This window comes from Streptomyces sp. SID486 (genome assembly GCF_009865385.1).
In the GTDB taxonomy this organism is placed as follows: domain Bacteria; phylum Actinomycetota; class Actinomycetes; order Streptomycetales; family Streptomycetaceae; genus Streptomyces.
Genome location: NZ_WWJT01000788.1, coordinates 41,608 through 57,143, shown reverse-complemented (window position 1 = coordinate 57,143; position 15,536 = coordinate 41,608). Strand labels below are relative to the sequence as shown.

13 protein-coding genes are annotated in these 15,536 nt (G+C 73.5%); 11 read left to right on the top strand and 2 right to left on the bottom strand.

Annotation, left to right across the window (positions count from 1 at the left end; translation table 11 throughout):
• The 4 genes from GT045_RS37290 (at position 1) to GT045_RS37275 (ending at position 5,710) form a co-directional block, all read left to right on the top strand.
• On the top strand, positions 1 to 3,270 hold the full coding sequence (locus tag GT045_RS37290; RefSeq protein WP_345942875.1) for a PDZ domain-containing protein: 3,270 nt from the start codon (positions 1 to 3) through the stop codon (positions 3,268 to 3,270).
• A gap of 149 nt (positions 3,271 to 3,419) precedes the next feature.
• Entirely contained in the window at positions 3,420 to 3,773 is a 354-nt protein-coding gene (locus GT045_RS37285) for a histidine triad nucleotide-binding protein (RefSeq protein WP_161336925.1), read from the top strand.
• Positions 3,774 to 3,779: 6 nt separating this feature from the next.
• Positions 3,780 to 4,685, top strand: coding sequence for a ribonuclease Z (locus tag GT045_RS37280; RefSeq protein ID WP_161298783.1), 906 nt, complete (start codon positions 3,780 to 3,782; stop codon positions 4,683 to 4,685).
• Positions 4,686 to 4,705: 20 nt separating this feature from the next.
• Positions 4,706 to 5,710 carry an adenosine deaminase gene (locus GT045_RS37275; protein ID WP_161336924.1) on the top strand — a complete coding sequence of 335 codons (1,005 nt, stop codon included), beginning with the start codon at positions 4,706 to 4,708 and terminating at the stop codon, positions 5,708 to 5,710.
• Here the strand turns inward: GT045_RS37275 and GT045_RS37270 are convergent.
• A complete protein-coding gene (locus GT045_RS37270; protein ID WP_161336923.1) occupies positions 5,683 to 6,936 on the bottom strand; it encodes an MFS transporter in 1,254 nt (417 codons plus the stop codon). The two genes, GT045_RS37275 and GT045_RS37270, sit on opposite strands and share 28 nt — an antisense overlap.
• Before the next feature lie 283 nt (positions 6,937 to 7,219).
• Here GT045_RS37270 and GT045_RS37265 point away from each other — a divergent pair, with 283 nt between their 5' ends.
• From GT045_RS37265 to GT045_RS37235, 7 genes are all read left to right on the top strand, one after another.
• Entirely contained in the window at positions 7,220 to 8,116 is an 897-nt protein-coding gene (locus GT045_RS37265; protein ID WP_202529386.1) for a 5-dehydro-4-deoxyglucarate dehydratase, read from the top strand.
• Positions 8,113 to 9,402: a glucarate dehydratase family protein gene (locus GT045_RS37260; protein WP_161298037.1), complete on the top strand. Its 1,290-nt coding sequence runs from the start codon at positions 8,113 to 8,115 to the stop codon at positions 9,400 to 9,402. The genes GT045_RS37265 and GT045_RS37260 overlap by 4 nt, the downstream gene beginning before the upstream one ends.
• A gap of 72 nt (positions 9,403 to 9,474) precedes the next feature.
• Positions 9,475 to 10,632, top strand: coding sequence for a PfkB family carbohydrate kinase (locus GT045_RS37255; protein WP_161298038.1), 1,158 nt, complete (start codon positions 9,475 to 9,477; stop codon positions 10,630 to 10,632).
• A gap of 178 nt (positions 10,633 to 10,810) precedes the next feature.
• A complete protein-coding gene (locus GT045_RS37250) occupies positions 10,811 to 11,890 on the top strand; it encodes a PhoH family protein (RefSeq protein ID WP_161298039.1) in 1,080 nt (359 codons plus the stop codon).
• 12 nt (positions 11,891 to 11,902) lie between these two features.
• Positions 11,903 to 12,400 carry an rRNA maturation RNase YbeY gene (gene ybeY, locus GT045_RS37245; protein WP_161298040.1) on the top strand — a complete coding sequence of 166 codons (498 nt, stop codon included), beginning with the start codon at positions 11,903 to 11,905 and terminating at the stop codon, positions 12,398 to 12,400.
• Between the two features lie 8 nt (positions 12,401 to 12,408).
• Positions 12,409 to 13,710 (top strand): hemolysin family protein, encoded by a 1,302-nt coding sequence (locus GT045_RS37240; protein ID WP_161298041.1) that lies wholly within the window; start codon positions 12,409 to 12,411, stop codon positions 13,708 to 13,710.
• A complete protein-coding gene (locus GT045_RS37235; protein WP_161336921.1) occupies positions 13,707 to 14,066 on the top strand; it encodes an MmcQ/YjbR family DNA-binding protein in 360 nt (119 codons plus the stop codon). The genes GT045_RS37240 and GT045_RS37235 overlap by 4 nt, the downstream gene beginning before the upstream one ends.
• Here the strand turns inward: GT045_RS37235 and GT045_RS37230 are convergent.
• Complete coding sequence (locus GT045_RS37230) at positions 14,028 to 15,467, bottom strand: MFS transporter (protein WP_161336920.1); 1,440 nt, start codon at positions 15,465 to 15,467, stop codon at positions 14,028 to 14,030. The genes GT045_RS37235 and GT045_RS37230 overlap by 39 nt on opposite strands.
• Positions 15,468 to 15,536: the final 69 nt, after the last annotated feature.

The following is a 15,536-nucleotide window of genomic DNA, read 5'->3' as shown; positions in this document are numbered from 1 at the left end:
GTGACTCAGGGTGCTTCGACGGGAACCACGGAAGACTCCGCCTACCTCCGATACCCCCATCTGCACGGCGACCTGGTGACGTTCGTCGCCGAGGACGACGTGTGGCTCGCGCCGCTCGACGGCGGCCGGGCCTGGCGCGTCAGCGCCGACAACATGCCGGTGAGCCGGCCCCGGATCTCGCCGGACGGCAGACACCTCGCATGGACCTCCACCCGGGACGGCGCCCCCGAGGTGCACGTCGCCCCGCTCGACGGCGGTCCCGCCCGGCGCCTGACGTACTGGGGCAACCGCCGCACCGAGGTGTGCGGTTGGACCGCCGACGGGCGCGTGCTCGCGCTCGGCGCGCACGGCCGGCCCAGTCTCCGGCACACCTGGGCCCACGCCGTCCCGCTGGACGGCGGACCGGCCGAGACCCTGCCGTACGGCCCGGTCGGCGCGGTGGCCCTCGGACCGGCCACCGTGCTGCTGTCCGTGTCGATGGGCCGCGAGGCCGCCTACTGGAAGCGCTACCGGGGCGGCACGGCCGGCAAGCTGTGGATCGACCGGGCCGCCGACGGTGAGGAGGGCGCGGGGGAGTTCGTGCGGCTGCACGAGGAGATCGACGGCAACATCGAGTGCCCGGTGTGGGCGGGGACGGCAGGCGCCCCCGTCCCCGCGGAGCCGGCGACGTGGGGGAGGATCGCCTTCCTCTCCGACCACGAGGGCGCCGGCGCGCTCTACTCCTCCCTCGCCGACGGCTCCGACCTGCGCCGGCACACCCCGCACGACGGCTTCTACGCCCGGCACGCGGCCGGTGACGGCACCCGCGTCGTCTACAGCCAGGCCGGTGAACTCTGGCTGCTGGACGACCTGGAGGGCGCAGCGCCGCGCCGGCTGGACATCCGCCTGGGCGGACCCCGCGTCGACCTGCGGCCCCAACCGGTCGACGCGGCCCGCTGGTTCGGCGAGGCGTCCCCCGACCACACCGCGCGCGGCAGCGCCGTCTGCGTGCGCGGCGGGATCCACTGGGTCACCCACCGCTCCGGCCCCGCCCGCGCCCTGGCCGCCACCCCCGGTGTCCGCGCCCGGCTGCCGCGCGCCTTCCGCGCCGAGGGCGAGGAGTGGGCGGTGTGGGTGACGGACGCCGAGGGCGACGACTCCCTGGAGTTCGCCCCCGCGACCGGCACCGTGCCCGGGGCGCCGCCGCGCCGCCTGGCCGCCGGGCAGCTCGGCCGCGTGCTGGAGCTGGCCATGGCCCCCGACGGCAGCCGGGCCGCCGTGGCCGCGCACGACGGCAGACTGCTCATGGTCGAGCGGGAGACCGGTGAGGTCCGCGAGGTCGACCGCAGCGACGACGGCGAGGTCTTCGGCCTCACGTTCTCCCCCGACTCCGCCTGGCTCGCCTGGGCCCACCCCGGCCCCCGCCCGCTCTCCCAGCTGCGCATCGCCCACACCACCGACCTCTCGGTCATCGAGGCCACCCCGCTCCGCTTCCAGGACTACGCGCCCGCCTTCACCCTCGACGGCAGACACCTCGCGTTCCTCTCCCACCGCGCCTTCGACCCGGTCTACGACGAACACGTCTTCGACCTCGCCTTCGTGGCCGGCGCCCGCCCGCACCTGATCACCCTGGCCGCCACCACACCCTCGCCGTTCGGCCCGCAACGCCATGGCCGCCCCTTCGAGACGCCCGACAAGGACGAGACCCCCGACAACGAGGGCACACCCGCCACCCGCATCGACCCCGAGGGGCTCGCCGACCGGATCGTGCCGTTCCCGGTGGAGGCCGGCCGCTACTCCACCCTGCGCGCCGCCAAGGACGGTGTCCTGTGGCTGCGCCATCCCGTGCACGGCATCCTCGGCACCTCCCGTGCCCGCCCCGGGGACCCCGGCCCGCACACCGAGCTGGAGCGGTACGACCTCGACCGGCGCCGTCTGGAGCACCTCGCCTCCGACGTCGGCCACTTCGAGGTCAGCGGCGACGGCCGGCGCGTCCTGCTGTGGACCGAGGGCCGGCTCCGGGTCGTGCCCGCCGACCACCGGGCCGGCACCGACGACGACGGCGACACCGGCGTCACCGTCGACCTCGCCCGCGTCCGCCAGACCCTCGACCCGGCCGCCGAGTGGCGGCAGATGTACGACGAGACCGGCCGGCTCATGCGCGACCACTTCTGGCGCCCCGACCTCGGCGGTGTCGACTGGGCCGGCGTCCTCGACCGCTACCGCCCCCTCCTGGGCCGCCTGGCCACCCACAGCGACCTGGTCGACCTGCTCTGGGAGGTGCACGGCGAACTCGGCACCTCGCACGCCTACGTCACCCCGGCCGGCGGCGCCGGCGGCACCGGACACGGCCTGCTCGGCGCCGACATCTCCCGGCATCCGGACGGCAGTTGGCGCATCGACCGGATCCTCCCGGCGGAGACCTCCGACCCGGACGCCCGCTCCCCCCTGGCCGCGCCCGGGGTGGCGGTACGCCCGGGCGACGCGATCGTCGCCGTGGCCGGCCATCCCGTCGACCCGGTGACGGGCCCCGGCCCCCTCCTCGTGGGCACGGCCGGGCACCCCGTCGAGCTGACCGTCTCCCCGGCAGCCGGCGGCGAACCCCGGCACACCGTCGTCGTCCCCGTCGCGGACGAGGAACCCCTGCGCTACCACGCCTGGGTCGCCGGCCGCCGGGCCCACGTCCACGCGGCCTCCGGCGGCCGGCTCGGCTATCTCCACGTCCCCGACATGCACGCCCCCGGCTGGGCCCAGATCCACCGCGACCTGCGGGTGGAGGTGGCCCGGGAGGGTCTCGTGGTCGACGTCCGGGACAACCGCGGCGGGCACACCTCCCAGCTCGTGGTCGAGAAGCTGGCCCGCCGGATCATCGGCTGGGACCTCGCCCGCGGCATGCGCCCCACCAGCTATCCCCTCGACGCGCCCCGCGGTCCGGTCGTAGCCGTGGCCGACGAGTTCTCCGGCTCCGACGGCGACATCGTCAACGCGGCGATCCGGGCCCTCGGCATCGGCCCGGTCGTCGGCACCCGCACCTGGGGCGGTGTCATCGGCATCGACAGCCGCTACCACCTGGTCGACGGCACCCTGGTCACCCAGCCGAAGTACGCGATCTGGCTGGAGGGCCAGGGCTGGGACGTGGAGAACCACGGGGTGGACCCGGACGTGGAGGTCGTCCAGCGGCCACAGGACTGGGCCCGGGACCGGGACGCCCAGCTCGACGCGGCGATCGCGCTCGCGCTGGAGGCGCTGGAGACCAGTCCCGCGAAGACACCGCCGGACATGCCCGCCTGAGGGCGGCGGGACCCTGCCGGTGTGCGGCTTTGCCGCCCGCGGGCCACGGGCCGGCGACCACCCGCACCCGAACGACCCGCACCCGAAGGGCCCGCACCCGAACGACTACCATGCCCCGTAACGATCACTGGCGAAAGCGAGCGCAGCGTATGGCCGGCGAACCGCAGGACGACTGCCTGTTCTGCAAGATCGTCGCGGGTGAGATCCCGGCGACGATCGTCCGCGAGACCGAGACGACCGTGGCCTTCCGGGACATAAACCCGCAGGCACCCACCCACGTTCTGGTGATCCCCAAGGCGCACTACGAGAACGCCGCCGCCCTGGCCGCCGGCGCCCCGGAGCTCGCCGCGGACGTCCTGCGGGAGACCCGGGCCGTGGCCGACGCGGAGAACCTGGACAGCTACCGCCTCGTCTTCAACACCGGCAGCGGCGCCGGCCAGACCGTCTGGCACGCCCACGCGCACGTCCTGGGCGGCCGCGGCCTCCAGTGGCCGCCCGGGTGACTCGGCGTGTCCGTGCGTGAGCTGGTGGTCCTCGGCACCGCCAGCCAGGTCCCGACCCGGCACCGCAACCACAACGGCTACCTGCTGAGGTGGGACGGCGAGGGCATCCTGTTCGACCCCGGCGAGGGCACACAGCGGCAGATGCTGCGCGCCGGGGTCGCCGCCCACGACCTGAACCGGATCTGCGTCACGCACTTCCACGGCGACCACTGCCTCGGCCTCGCGGGCGTCATCCAGCGGATCAACCTGGACCAGGTGCCGCACGAGGTCACCGCGCACTACCCGCGTTCCGGCCGGCGTTTCTTCGAGCGCCTGCGGTACGCGACCGCCTACCGGGAGACGGTCGGTCTCACCGAGGCACCGGTCGCCGCCGACGGGCCCCTCGCGGTGACCCCGTCGTACACCCTGGAGGCCCGCAGGCTCTCCCATCCGGTCGAGTCCTACGGCTACCGCCTGACCGAACCCGACGGCCGCCGCATGCTGCCCGGGCGGCTCGCCGCGCACGGCATCGCGGGTCCGGACGTGGGCCGCCTGAGGCGCGAGGGCCGGCTCGGGGACGTGACGCTGGAGGACGTCAGCGAGGTGCGGCGCGGGCAGCGGTTCGCGTTCGTCATGGACACCCGGCTGTGCGAGGGCGTGCACGCCCTCGCGGAGGGCTGCGACCTGCTCGTCATCGAGTCCACGTTCCTCGACGAGGACATCGGACTCGCCACCGACCACGGGCATCTGACGGCCGGCCAGGCCGCCGCCGTGGCCCGGGACGCGGGCGTGCGGCACCTCGTCCTCACCCACTTCAGCCAGCGCTACTCCGAGCCGGAGGAGTTCGAGCGGCAGGCGCGGGCGGCCGGGTACGAGGGGGAGCTGACGGTGGCGTACGACCTGCTGCGGGTGCCGGTTCCGAAACGGCGGTAAAGCACCCGTACGATGCTTCGATGCCCCTCCCGAAAGCAGAACTGCACCTCCACATCGAAGGCACCCTGGAGCCGGAGCTGGCGTTCGAGCTGGCCGCCCGCAACGGCGTGGCCCTCCCGTACGCGGACACCGGGGAACTCCGCACGGCCTACCGGTTCGAGGACCTGCAGTCGTTCCTGAACCTGTACTACCAGCTGATGGCCGTCCTGCGCACCGAGCAGGACTTCGCCGACCTCGCCGACGCCTACCTCGCACGGGCCGCCGCCCAGGGCGTGCGGCACGCGGAGATCTTCTTCGACCCGCAGGCCCACATCGCGCGGGGCCTGAGCCTGGGCACGGTCGTGGAGGGGCTGTGGCAGGCGCTCGGGAACAGCGAGCGGAACCACGGCGTCTCCACCAGGCTCATCATGTGCTTCCTGCGCGACGAGTCCGCCGACTCGGCGCTGGAGACGCTCCAGGCCGCGACGCCGTACCTGGACCGGATCACCGGCATCGGCCTGGACTCCGCCGAGGTCGGGCATCCGCCGGCGAAGTTCCGGGAGGTGTACCAGGCCGCCGCCGCGCTCGGGCTGCGCCGGGTCGCGCACGCGGGTGAGGAGGGGCCGCCGCAGTACATCACCGAGGCGCTGGACGTGCTCGGCGTGGAGCGCGTCGACCACGGTCTGCGCTGCCTGGAGGATCCCGCGCTGGTGGAGCGGCTGGTCCGGGACCGGGTCCCGCTCACCCTGTGCCCGCTGTCCAACGTCCGGCTGCGGGCCGTGGACACGCTGGCCGACCACCCGCTGCCGGCCATGCTCGACGCCGGGCTGCTCTGCACGGTCAACTCCGACGATCCGGCGTACTTCGGCGGATACGTGGGGGACAACTTCCGCGCCGTGCGGGACACGCTGGGCCTGGGCGAGGACCGGCTGCGCGAGCTGGCCCGCAACTCCTTCCTCGCCTCCTTCCTGGAGGACGACGAGGAGCGCCGGGCCCGCTGCCTGGCCGAGGTCGACGCCTACACGTTCGGCGACGCGGTGTCGTAGGCACGCCGGGCGGGCACGGCGGGCGTCTCCCACGCGACCTCCACGACGGGGATGTCCACCACGCGCGAGGGGCGCCTGCCGGCCCGCAGTGCCACCGCCGTCATCGGTACGGAGATCAGCAGCAGCCCGGCGCCGAGCAGCCGTCCCATCCCGGCGAAGCCCGCGCCCGCGGCCAGCACACTCCCCGTCAGCGGGCCCGCCGCCGTGCCCAGCGCGGACGCCGAGCCGACCAGGACCGCCCACCGGCCGCGCGGGTCGAGGGAGGCGGCCAGGCCGATGACGTAGGACAGGACGACCGGGTACAGCAGGTTCCAGGAGATCTCGCCCGCCGCGAAGGCCGGGAGGTCCCGCGCCGAGGCGCTCAGCGCGATGCAGCCCGCGATCAGTGCCGTACCGGCGCCGATGGGCACGGCCTGGCCCAGCCGCTGCCCGAGCGCGCCGGCGCCGACGACCCCGACGAGTCCGGCGCCGAGCGCGGCCGCGAACACCGCGCCGACGGTGATCTCGGAGAGGCGGGCCTGGTCGAGTCCGATCCGGCCGCTCACCCCCCACAGGGAGTTCTGGGCCAGGGACCAGAACGGCACCGCGGCGGCCAGCAGCAGTCCGGCCCGCGGGCGCGGGAGCCGGCCGTGGCCGACGGCCGCCCGGGCCGGTGCCGTACGAGCGGGCAGCCGGCCGGTGAGCGGCCAGACGGCGAGCGCCGTCAGCGCGACGGCGGCCAGGGGCAGGCCGTGGCCGGGGCCGAGGCGGGGGATCGTCAGGTACAGGGCGCCCGCGAGGGCCGAGACGCCGAGCAGCCCCAGCGTGGTGACCCGGTGCGGGTCCCAGGCCCGTGGCTCCGTCCGGGCGGCGGGTGTCCCGAGGGCGGCGATGCCGCTCGCGGCGACCGCCGTGACCGTACCTGACCCGAACCCGCCGACGACCGCGCCCGCGACGACGGCGGGTACGGCGCCGGTGAGGGCGGCGCCGCCGTAGCCGGCGACGGCGAGGGCGAGGCCGGTGCGGGCCAGGACGCGGGGGCCGAACCGGTCGACGCGGGAGGCCAGCAGGAAGCCGGCGGCCGCCGAACTCAGCAGCAGGGCACTGCCGATGGCGCCGGCCTCGGTGGCGGTGAGCGGAAGCCCGCTGTCGAGTCTGCCGACGGTGGTCGGCAGCAGGTACGGGGCGAGGTACCCGGCCGTGAACAGGGCGACGAGGGGCCAGGGCAGGGTGCGGGGGGCGGACACGGGCGTTCCCAGGGCAGGCGAGAAGAGCGGTGCGGAAAAGGGGGGTTGGGGGCGACGACCGTCGACGGACAGGAACGCGCGAGCAAGTTGTATCAAGCACGCGGATCACCGAAGAAGGCGGAGGGGTGTGATCCCCGACACGGTCGCGTTTGGGAATGGTGGTGACGGGTAGAAGCGCCTAACCTTCGTTCGTTCTCATATGTAGACGCTATTCACAAGAGGAGATGGTCTGGTGGGCGGCGACCCGGCTCCGCAGGACGTGGCGCGGCGACTGCGGGAGGGGATGGCGCGCGGTGTGCTGTCCTTCCCGCTCACCGCCTTCCACGACGACGGCACCCTCGATCCCGACGGCTTCCGCGCCCATGCCGCCGACCGGCTCGCGGCCGGCCCCGGCGCCCTCTTCCCGGCCTGCGGCACCGGCGAGTTCTTCTCCCTGGACGAGGAGGAGTACCGCACCGTCGTCACCGTCGCCGCCGAGGAGGCCGCCGGCCGGCTGCCCGTGGTGGCCGGCACCGGATACGGCTGGGCGCAGGCCGTCCGGTTCGCGCGCATCGCCGAGGAAGCGGGCGCCGACGCCCTCCTCGTACTGCCGCACTACCTGACCGACGCCCCGCAGGACGGCCTCGCCGCCCAGCTGGAACAGCTCGCGGCCCGCACTCGGCTGCCGCTGATCGCCTACCAGCGGGGCCAGGTCGCCTACGGCACCGACGCGCTGCGGCGCATCGCCCGCATCCCGAACGTCATCGGCCTCAAGGACGGCCACAGCGACCTCGACCGGCTCCAGCGGCTCACCCTCGCCGCCCCGGACGGCTTCCTCTTCTTCAACGGCGCCGCCACCGCCGAGATCCAGGCGCGCGCCTACGCCGCCGTGGGCGTCCCCGCCTACTCCTCGGCCGTGCACGCCTTCGCACCCGAGATCGCCGACGCCTTCTTCGCCGCGCTGCGGGACGACGACCACGGCACCGTCGACAAGCTGCTGCGCGCCTTCTACGTCCCGTTCGTCGAACTCCGCGACCGCGCGCCGGGATACGCCGTGTCCCTGGTGAAGGCGGCGGCCCGGCTGCGCGGGCAGCGCGTGGGGCCGGTGCGCGCCCCGCTCACCGACCCCTCGCCCGAAGACCTCGCCGACCTCACGGCCCTGCTCACCGCCGGGCTCGACCTCGTGGGAGCCTCCCTGTGACCCGTGACCTGACCATCGCCGAGGTGCGGCTCACCCCGATCCTGGTCGCCGACGCACCCCTGCTCAACACCCAGGGCGTGCACCAGCCGTACACCCCCCGGCTGATCGTGGAGGTCGTCACCGCCGACGGGATCACCGGCCTCGGCGAGACCTACGGCGACACCAAGTACCTCGAACTTGCCCGCCCGCTGGCCGAACGGCTCACCGGCCGGTCGGTCATGGATGTGAACGGCCTCTTCGAGATCGACCTCGCCGTGGACTCCTCCCGGACCGAGGGCCGGCCGGACGCCGGCGGCCTGCGCGGAGTCCAGAGCGCCGACAAACTGCGGCTGTCGGTGCTGTCGGCCTTCGAGGTCGCCTGCCTCGACGCCCAGGGCAAGGCCCTCGGGCTGCCCGTGCACGCGCTGCTCGGCGGCAAGGTGCGGGACACGGTCGAGTACAGCGCCTACCTGTTCTACAAGTGGGCCGGACACCCGGCCGGCGTCCCCGCCGAGCCCGACGAGTGGGGCGCCGCCCTCGACCCGGCCGGAGTGGTGGAACAGGCCCGCGCACTCCAGCGGCGGCACGGCTTCGGCTCGTTCAAGCTCAAGGGCGGCGTCTTCCCGCCCGACGAGGAGACCGCCGCCGTCCGCGCCCTCGCCGACGCCTTCCCCGGACACCCGCTGCGCCTCGACCCCAACGGCGCCTGGTCGGTCGCGACCTCGCTGAAGGTGGCCCGGGAACTCGGGGACGTCCTTGAGTACCTGGAGGACCCGACGCTGGGCACACCGGCGATGGCCGAGGTGGCCGCCGGGACCGGGGTCCCGCTCGCCACCAACATGTGCGTGACCACCTTCGGCGAGATCAGGGACGCCTTCACCGCGGACGCCGTCCAGGTCGTCCTCTCCGACCACCACTACTGGGGCGGACTGCGCAACACCCAGCGGCTCGCCGCGATCTGCGCCGCCTTCGGGGTCGGGGTGTCCATGCACTCCAACACGCACCTGGGCATCAGCCTCGCCGCGATGACCCAGGTCGCCGCCACCGTGCCCGGTCTCCACCACGCCTGCGACTCGCACTACCCCTGGCAGTCCGAGGACGTGCTCACCGAGCGGACCGTCTTCACGGACGGCCGGGTCGCGGTGTCCGACGCGCCGGGCCTCGGCGTCGAACTGGACCGGGACGAACTCGCCCGGCTGCACCGGCGCTGGGCCGCGGACGACGGCGCGCTGCGGGACCGCGACGACGCGGCGGCGATGCGGACCGCCGAACCGGACTGGCGCACACCGGTGATGCCGCGCTGGTGACCCGCACGCACCGGATCCCGGTGCCCGACTGGTGCACACTGGCCAGAACCGCACCACGCCAGGGAGCGCACCGTGACGCCGTCGCAGACCTTCACCGGGGAGGAACCGGAACACCTCACACAGGCCGGGCGCCGCAGGGCCCAGGTCGACCCGCTCGCCGCGCTGCGCGCCCCCGGTGACCCGCCCTGGGACGTCTACCTCACCGGCACGGTCTTCCTCGACATCATCTTCACCGGCCTGGACTCGGCTCCGGTGCGCGGCACCGAGTCCTGGGCCCGGGGCATGGGCTCCAGCCCCGGCGGGGTCGCCAACATGGCCGCCGCCCTGGCCCGCCTCGGCCTGCGCACCGCCCTCGCCGCGGCCTTCGGCGACGACCACTACGGCGAGTACTGCTGGGACGCGCTGGAGCAGGGCGAGGGCATCGACCTGTCGGCCTCGCGGACCGTGCCCGGCTGGCACTCCCCGGTGACCGTCTCCATGGCCTACGAGGGCGAGCGGACCATGGTCTCCCACGGGCACGAGCCGCCGCCCCAGAGCGTGTTCGTCCAGGACCACGTCCCGGCCCGCCCGCCCCGCGCGCGTGCCGCCGTCGCCTCCCTCACACCGGGCCGCAGCGCGCCGTGGATCGCCGCGGCCGCCCGGGCGGGCACCCGCATCTTCGCCGACGTCGGCTGGGACGAGACGGGCACGTGGGACCTGTCCGGCCTCGCCGACCTGGAGCACTGCGAGGCGTTCCTGCCCAACGCGGAGGAGGCCAAGCGGTACACCGGCGCCGACTGTCCGCGGATCGCCGCCCACGCCCTGACCGAGTACGTGCCGGTGGCCGTGGTGACCCTCGGGGAGGAGGGCGCCTACGCCGTCGACCGGCGGACCGGGGAGGCGGCCGAGGTGCCCGCCATCGCCGTGGAGGCCCTGGACCCGACGGGGGCGGGTGACGTGTTCGTCGCCGGGTTCGTGACGGGCTCCCTGGCGGGGTGGCCGCTGGCGGACCGGCTGGCCTTCGCCGGGCTGACGGCCGCCCTGTCGGTGCAGGAGTTCGGCGGGTCGCTGTCGGCACCGGGGTGGTCGGAGATCGGTGCGTGGTGGCGGCGGGTGCAGTCCCTTCCCGGGCAGGACCCCAAGGCGCTGCGGCGGTACGCGTTCCTCGACGGGCTGGTGCCGGAGCGGCTGGACCGGCCCTGGCCGCTGCGCCGTGCGGTGCCGACCATCGGCTTCGGCCGCTCGGGCTGAGAGCACCGGCGGGCGCGGGCGGACGTACCGGTGGGCGCGGGCGGGCGCACCGCCGGGCGGCGGTCCCGATAAAAGCCCTACGGGGTTGTCAGCCCCCCGTCGTACTCTGGACAGTGCGAGGCCGCCCTCAGCTACGCGGCCGTGACGAGGAGGAAGCGCAGGCCTTCAGAGCCGGCCCATGACACAGACACCCACAGCTCACACACCCGCGCAGGAGCAGGCGAGAGCACAGCTCACCGTCCCCGCCCAGCACCCCATGGTGACCGTGCTGGGTTCCGGCGACTCCCTCCTGCGCGTGATCGAGAGGGCCTTCCCGGCGGCCGACATCCATGTCCGGGGCAACGAGATCAGCGCGGTCGGCGACCCGGCCGACGTCGCCCTGATCTCACGCGTGTTCGACGAGATGATGCTGGTGCTCCGCACCGGGCAACCGATGACGGAGGACGCAGTGGAACGCTCGATCGCCATGCTCAAGGCGAGCGAGAACGGGACGAGCGACGGGCCCGAGACCCCGGCGCAGGTACTGACGCAGAACATCCTGTCCTCGCGTGGCCGTACGATCCGCCCCAAGACCCTCAACCAGAAGCGCTACGTCGACGCGATCGACAAGCACACGATCGTCTTCGGCATCGGCCCCGCCGGCACCGGCAAGACCTACCTGGCCATGGCCAAGGCCGTGCAGGCCCTGCAGTCCAAGCAGGTCAACCGGATCATCCTGACCCGTCCGGCGGTCGAGGCCGGCGAGCGGCTCGGCTTCCTGCCCGGCACGCTGTACGAGAAGATCGACCCCTACCTGCGCCCGCTGTACGACGCGCTGCACGACATGCTCGACCCCGACTCGATCCCGAGGCTGATGGCCGCGGGCACGATCGAGGTCGCGCCGCTGGCCTACATGCGGGGTCGTACGCTCAACGACGCCTTCATCATCCTGGACGAGGCCCAGAACACGAGCCCCGAGCAGATGAAGATGTTCCTCACCCGGCTCGGCTTCGACTCGAAGATCGTCATCACGGGTGACGTGACCCAGGTCGACCTGCCGAACGGCACCAAGAGCGGCCTGCGGCAGGTGCAGGAAATCCTGGAAGGCGTCGAGGACGTCCACTTCTCCCGGCTGTCGTCCCAGGATGTCGTACGGCACAGGCTGGTGGGCCGTATCGTCGACGCGTACGAGAAGTACGACAGCGACCACGGCACCGAGAACGGCGCCCCCAAGGGCGGGCGTGGCAGGACGGGCGCCAAGGGCACCAAGGGGAAGTAGACCAGCACGACCATGTCGATCGACGTCAACAACGAGTCCGGCACCGAGGTAGACGAGCAGGCGGTCCTCGACATCGCCCGCTACGCGCTCGCACGGATGCGCATCCACCCGCTCTCCGAGCTCTCGGTGATCGTCGTGGACGCCGAGGCCATGGAACAGCTGCACATCCAGTGGATGGACCTGCCGGGCCCGACCGATGTCATGTCGTTCCCGATGGACGAGCTGCGCCCGCCGTCCAAGGACGACGACGAGCCGCCGCAGGGGCTGCTCGGCGACATCGTGCTGTGCCCGGAGGTCGCCGCCAAGCAGGGGGCCGAGGCGCCCACGCAGCACTCCATGGACGAGGAGCTCCAGCTGCTCACCGTCCACGGTGTGCTGCACCTGCTCGGGTACGACCACGAGGAGCCCGACGAGAAGGCCGAGATGTTCGGCCTCCAGGCCGCCATCGTGGACGGCTGGCGGGCCGAACGCGGCCTGACCGGGCCGTCCCCGGCGCCGACCGTCTCGTAACCGCGCCCATGTCCCCGCAGATCGTCTTCGGCGCGGTCGCGCTGGTCGTCGTCGCCTGGCTCGCCGCCTGCGCGGAGGCGGGCCTCGCGCGCGTCTCCAGCTTCCGCGCCGAGGAGGCCGTGAAGTCCGGGCGGCGGGGCGGCGCCAGGCTCGCCCAGCTCGCCGCCGACCCCACCCGCTACCTCAACCTGGCCCTGCTGGTCCGTGTCGCCTGCGAGATGGCCGCGGCGGCGCTGGTGACGTACGCCTGCCTCCAGGAGTTCTCCGCCACCTGGCAGGCCCTGCTGGTCGCCATCGGCGTCATGGTGCTCGTGTCGTACGTCGCCGTCGGCGTCTCCCCGCGCACCATCGGCCGCCAGCACCCCCTCAACACCGCGACCGCGGCGGCGTACGTGCTGCTGCCGCTGGCCCGCGTCATGGGACCCATCCCGTCCCTGCTGATCCTCATCGGCAACGCGCTCACTCCCGGCAAGGGCTTCCGGCGCGGCCCCTTCGCCTCCGAGGCGGAGCTGCGCGCCCTGGTCGACCTCGCCGAGAAGGAGTCGCTGATCGAGGACGAGGAGCGCCGCATGGTGCACTCGGTCTTCGAACTCGGCGACACCCTGGTGCGCGAGGTCATGGTGCCGCGCACCGACCTGGTCGTCATCGAGCGCTACAAGACCATCCGCCAGGCCCTCACCCTCGCCCTGCGCTCCGGGTTCTCCCGGATCCCGGTCACCGGCGAGAGCGAGGACGACATCGTCGGGATCGTGTATCTGAAGGACCTGGTCCGCAAGACGCACATCAGCCGGGAGACCGAGGGCGACCTGGTCTCCACGGCCATGCGCCCGGCCGTGTTCGTCCCCGACACCAAGAACGCCGGCGACCTGCTGCGCGAGATGCAGAAGGAACGCAACCACGTCGCCGTGGTCATCGACGAGTACGGCGGCACCGCCGGGATCGTCACCATCGAGGACATCCTGGAGGAGATCGTCGGTGAGATCACCGACGAGTACGACCGGGAACTGCCGCCCGTGGAGGACCTCGGCGACGACCGCTTCCGGGTCACCGCCCGCCTGGACATCACCGACCTCGGCGAGCTGTACGGCCTGGAGGAGTACGACGACGAGGACGTGGAGACCGTCGGCGGGCTGCTCGCCAAGGCCCTCGGCCGGGTGCCCATCGCCGGTGCCTCGGCCGAGGTCGAGCTGCCCGACGAGCGCCGGCTGCGGCTGACCGCGGAGGCGGCGGCCGGGCGCCGGAACAAGATCGTCACAGTGCTGGTGGAGCCGCTGCCCGCACCCGTCGCCGAGGAGGCCGGACCACAGTGACGCCGAAGGAGCTGCGTGCCTTCTGCCTGTCCTTCAACGCCGTCGAGGAGGACTTCCCGTTCAACCCGGAGACCTCGGTCTTCAAGGTGCTGGGCAAGATGTTCGCCCTGACGGCCCTGGGCGCGCGGCCCCTGACGATCAACCTCAAGTGCGACCCGGAGGACGCGATCCGGCTGCGCGGCGAGCACGAGGGACTGGTCGTTGCCGGCTGGCACATGAACAAGCGCCACTGGAACACGGTGACGGTGGACGACCGGCTCCCGGACCGGCTGGTCCGGGAGCTGATCGAGGACTCGTACGACCTGGTCGTCGCCGGCCTACCGCGCGCGGAGCGGCTGCGCCTGGACCGTCCGTGACCTCAGGCCCAGGCCGGTCAGGGCGGCCGCCACGAGCACCACGGCCGCGTCCAGGGCGAGGACCGTGTGCGCCCCGGTCAGCAGGTCGTCCGAGGTGGTGGCCAGCACGCCCAGCAGCGGGATGCCGACCGTGATACCGACCTGCTGGGTGGAGGTCACCAGGCCGGTGGCCAGGCCCTGCTCCTCGTCGGGGACCCCGGAGGTCACGGTGAGCCCGTACGAGATGATCGCGCCCAGGTGGCACATGCTCGCCAGGGACACCGCGGCGGTGGCGAGCCACACCGACCAGACGTGGGCGTTCAGCAGGACCAGGGTCGCCACCAGCGTGCCCTGGCCGGCCAGCGAGCCCACCAGGGTGCGACGGGCGCCGAAACGGCCGATGACCTTGGCCGCGAGGGTGCCGGCGACGGCCGACAGGACGCCCTGGACGCCGAAGACCAGACCGGTCTCGAAGGCCGACAGCCGCAGGACCTCCTGGAGGTACAGGGTCAGCACGAAGACCACCGTCGACATCATCGAGAAGGTGACCAGGCCGCCCAGATTGCCCCAGGCCACCGTGCGGCGGCGCAGCATCGGGAGCGAGACGAGGGGGGCCGCCGAGCGGGACTCGATCACCCCGAACGCGGTGAGCAGCAGCAGGCCGGCGACCAGCGTGGTGATGACGTCCGCGCGGCCGAAGCCGTGGTCGGCGGCCGTGGACAGGGCGTAGATCAGCGACAGCAGCCCGGTGGTGACGGTGACCGCTCCGGGGATGTCCAGCCGCGGCCGCCGGGGGGTGCGGGACTCCGGCAGCAGGCCGGGCGCCAGCGGCAGGACGATCAGCGCGAACACCGTGAGCAGGGCCATCGTGGAGCGCCAGCCGAGCGTGTCCGTCAGCACCCCGCCCGCGACCATGCCGACGGTGAAGCCCAGCGACAGCAGCGTGCCGGAGATGCCGAGGGCGCGGTCCCGGGCCGGGCCCTCGGGGAAGGTGGTGGTCAGCAGGGACATGCCGGTCGGCACGATCGCCGCCGCGCCGAGGCCCTGCAGCGCGCGCCCGGCCAGGAAGGACGCCGGGTCCCAGGCCAGTGTCGCCAGCAGCGAGGCCGAGCCGAACAGGGCCAGGCCGATCAGGAACAGCCTGCGCCGCCCGTACAGGTCGCCCATGCGGCCGAACAGGAGCAGGAATCCGCCGGAGGGCAGCGCGAACGCGGTGACGGCCCACTGCAGGGCGGACCGGCTCATGCCGAGGTCGCCGCCGAGGTCGGGCAGGGCCACGTTGAGGACGGAGAAGTCCAGCGCGACCATGAACTGGGCCGCGCACAGGACGAACAGGACGAGCTTGTCGCGCGTCGACAGCCGGGGGGTGCCGAGCGATTCGCCCGCGGGGGCGGTGGATTGGGTGGTGGTGTCGATCGCCATGGCACGAGCTTGCGGCGGCCGGAACAATCCTGGGGAGTCGGAACTTATGGTGGTGGTGGTACCACCAGT

What these genes read in the sequence shown, in the direction of transcription:
- GT045_RS37285 (WP_161336925.1), top strand. Translation starts at nt 3,420, where the DNA reads ATGGCCGGCGAACCGCAGGACGACTGCCTGTTCTGCAAGATCGTCGCG.
- GT045_RS37275 (WP_161336924.1), top strand. Translation starts at nt 4,706, where the DNA reads ATGCCCCTCCCGAAAGCAGAACTGCACCTCCACATCGAAGGCACCCTG.
- GT045_RS37265 (WP_202529386.1), top strand. Translation starts at nt 7,220, where the DNA reads ATGGCGCGCGGTGTGCTGTCCTTCCCGCTCACCGCCTTCCACGACGAC.
- GT045_RS37250 (WP_161298039.1), top strand. Translation starts at nt 10,811, where the DNA reads ATGACACAGACACCCACAGCTCACACACCCGCGCAGGAGCAGGCGAGA.
- ybeY (WP_161298040.1), top strand. Translation starts at nt 11,903, where the DNA reads ATGTCGATCGACGTCAACAACGAGTCCGGCACCGAGGTAGACGAGCAG.
- GT045_RS37240 (WP_161298041.1), top strand. Translation starts at nt 12,409, where the DNA reads ATGTCCCCGCAGATCGTCTTCGGCGCGGTCGCGCTGGTCGTCGTCGCC.
- GT045_RS37230 (WP_161336920.1), bottom strand. Translation starts at nt 15,467, where the DNA reads ATGGCGATCGACACCACCACCCAATCCACCGCCCCCGCGGGCGAATCG.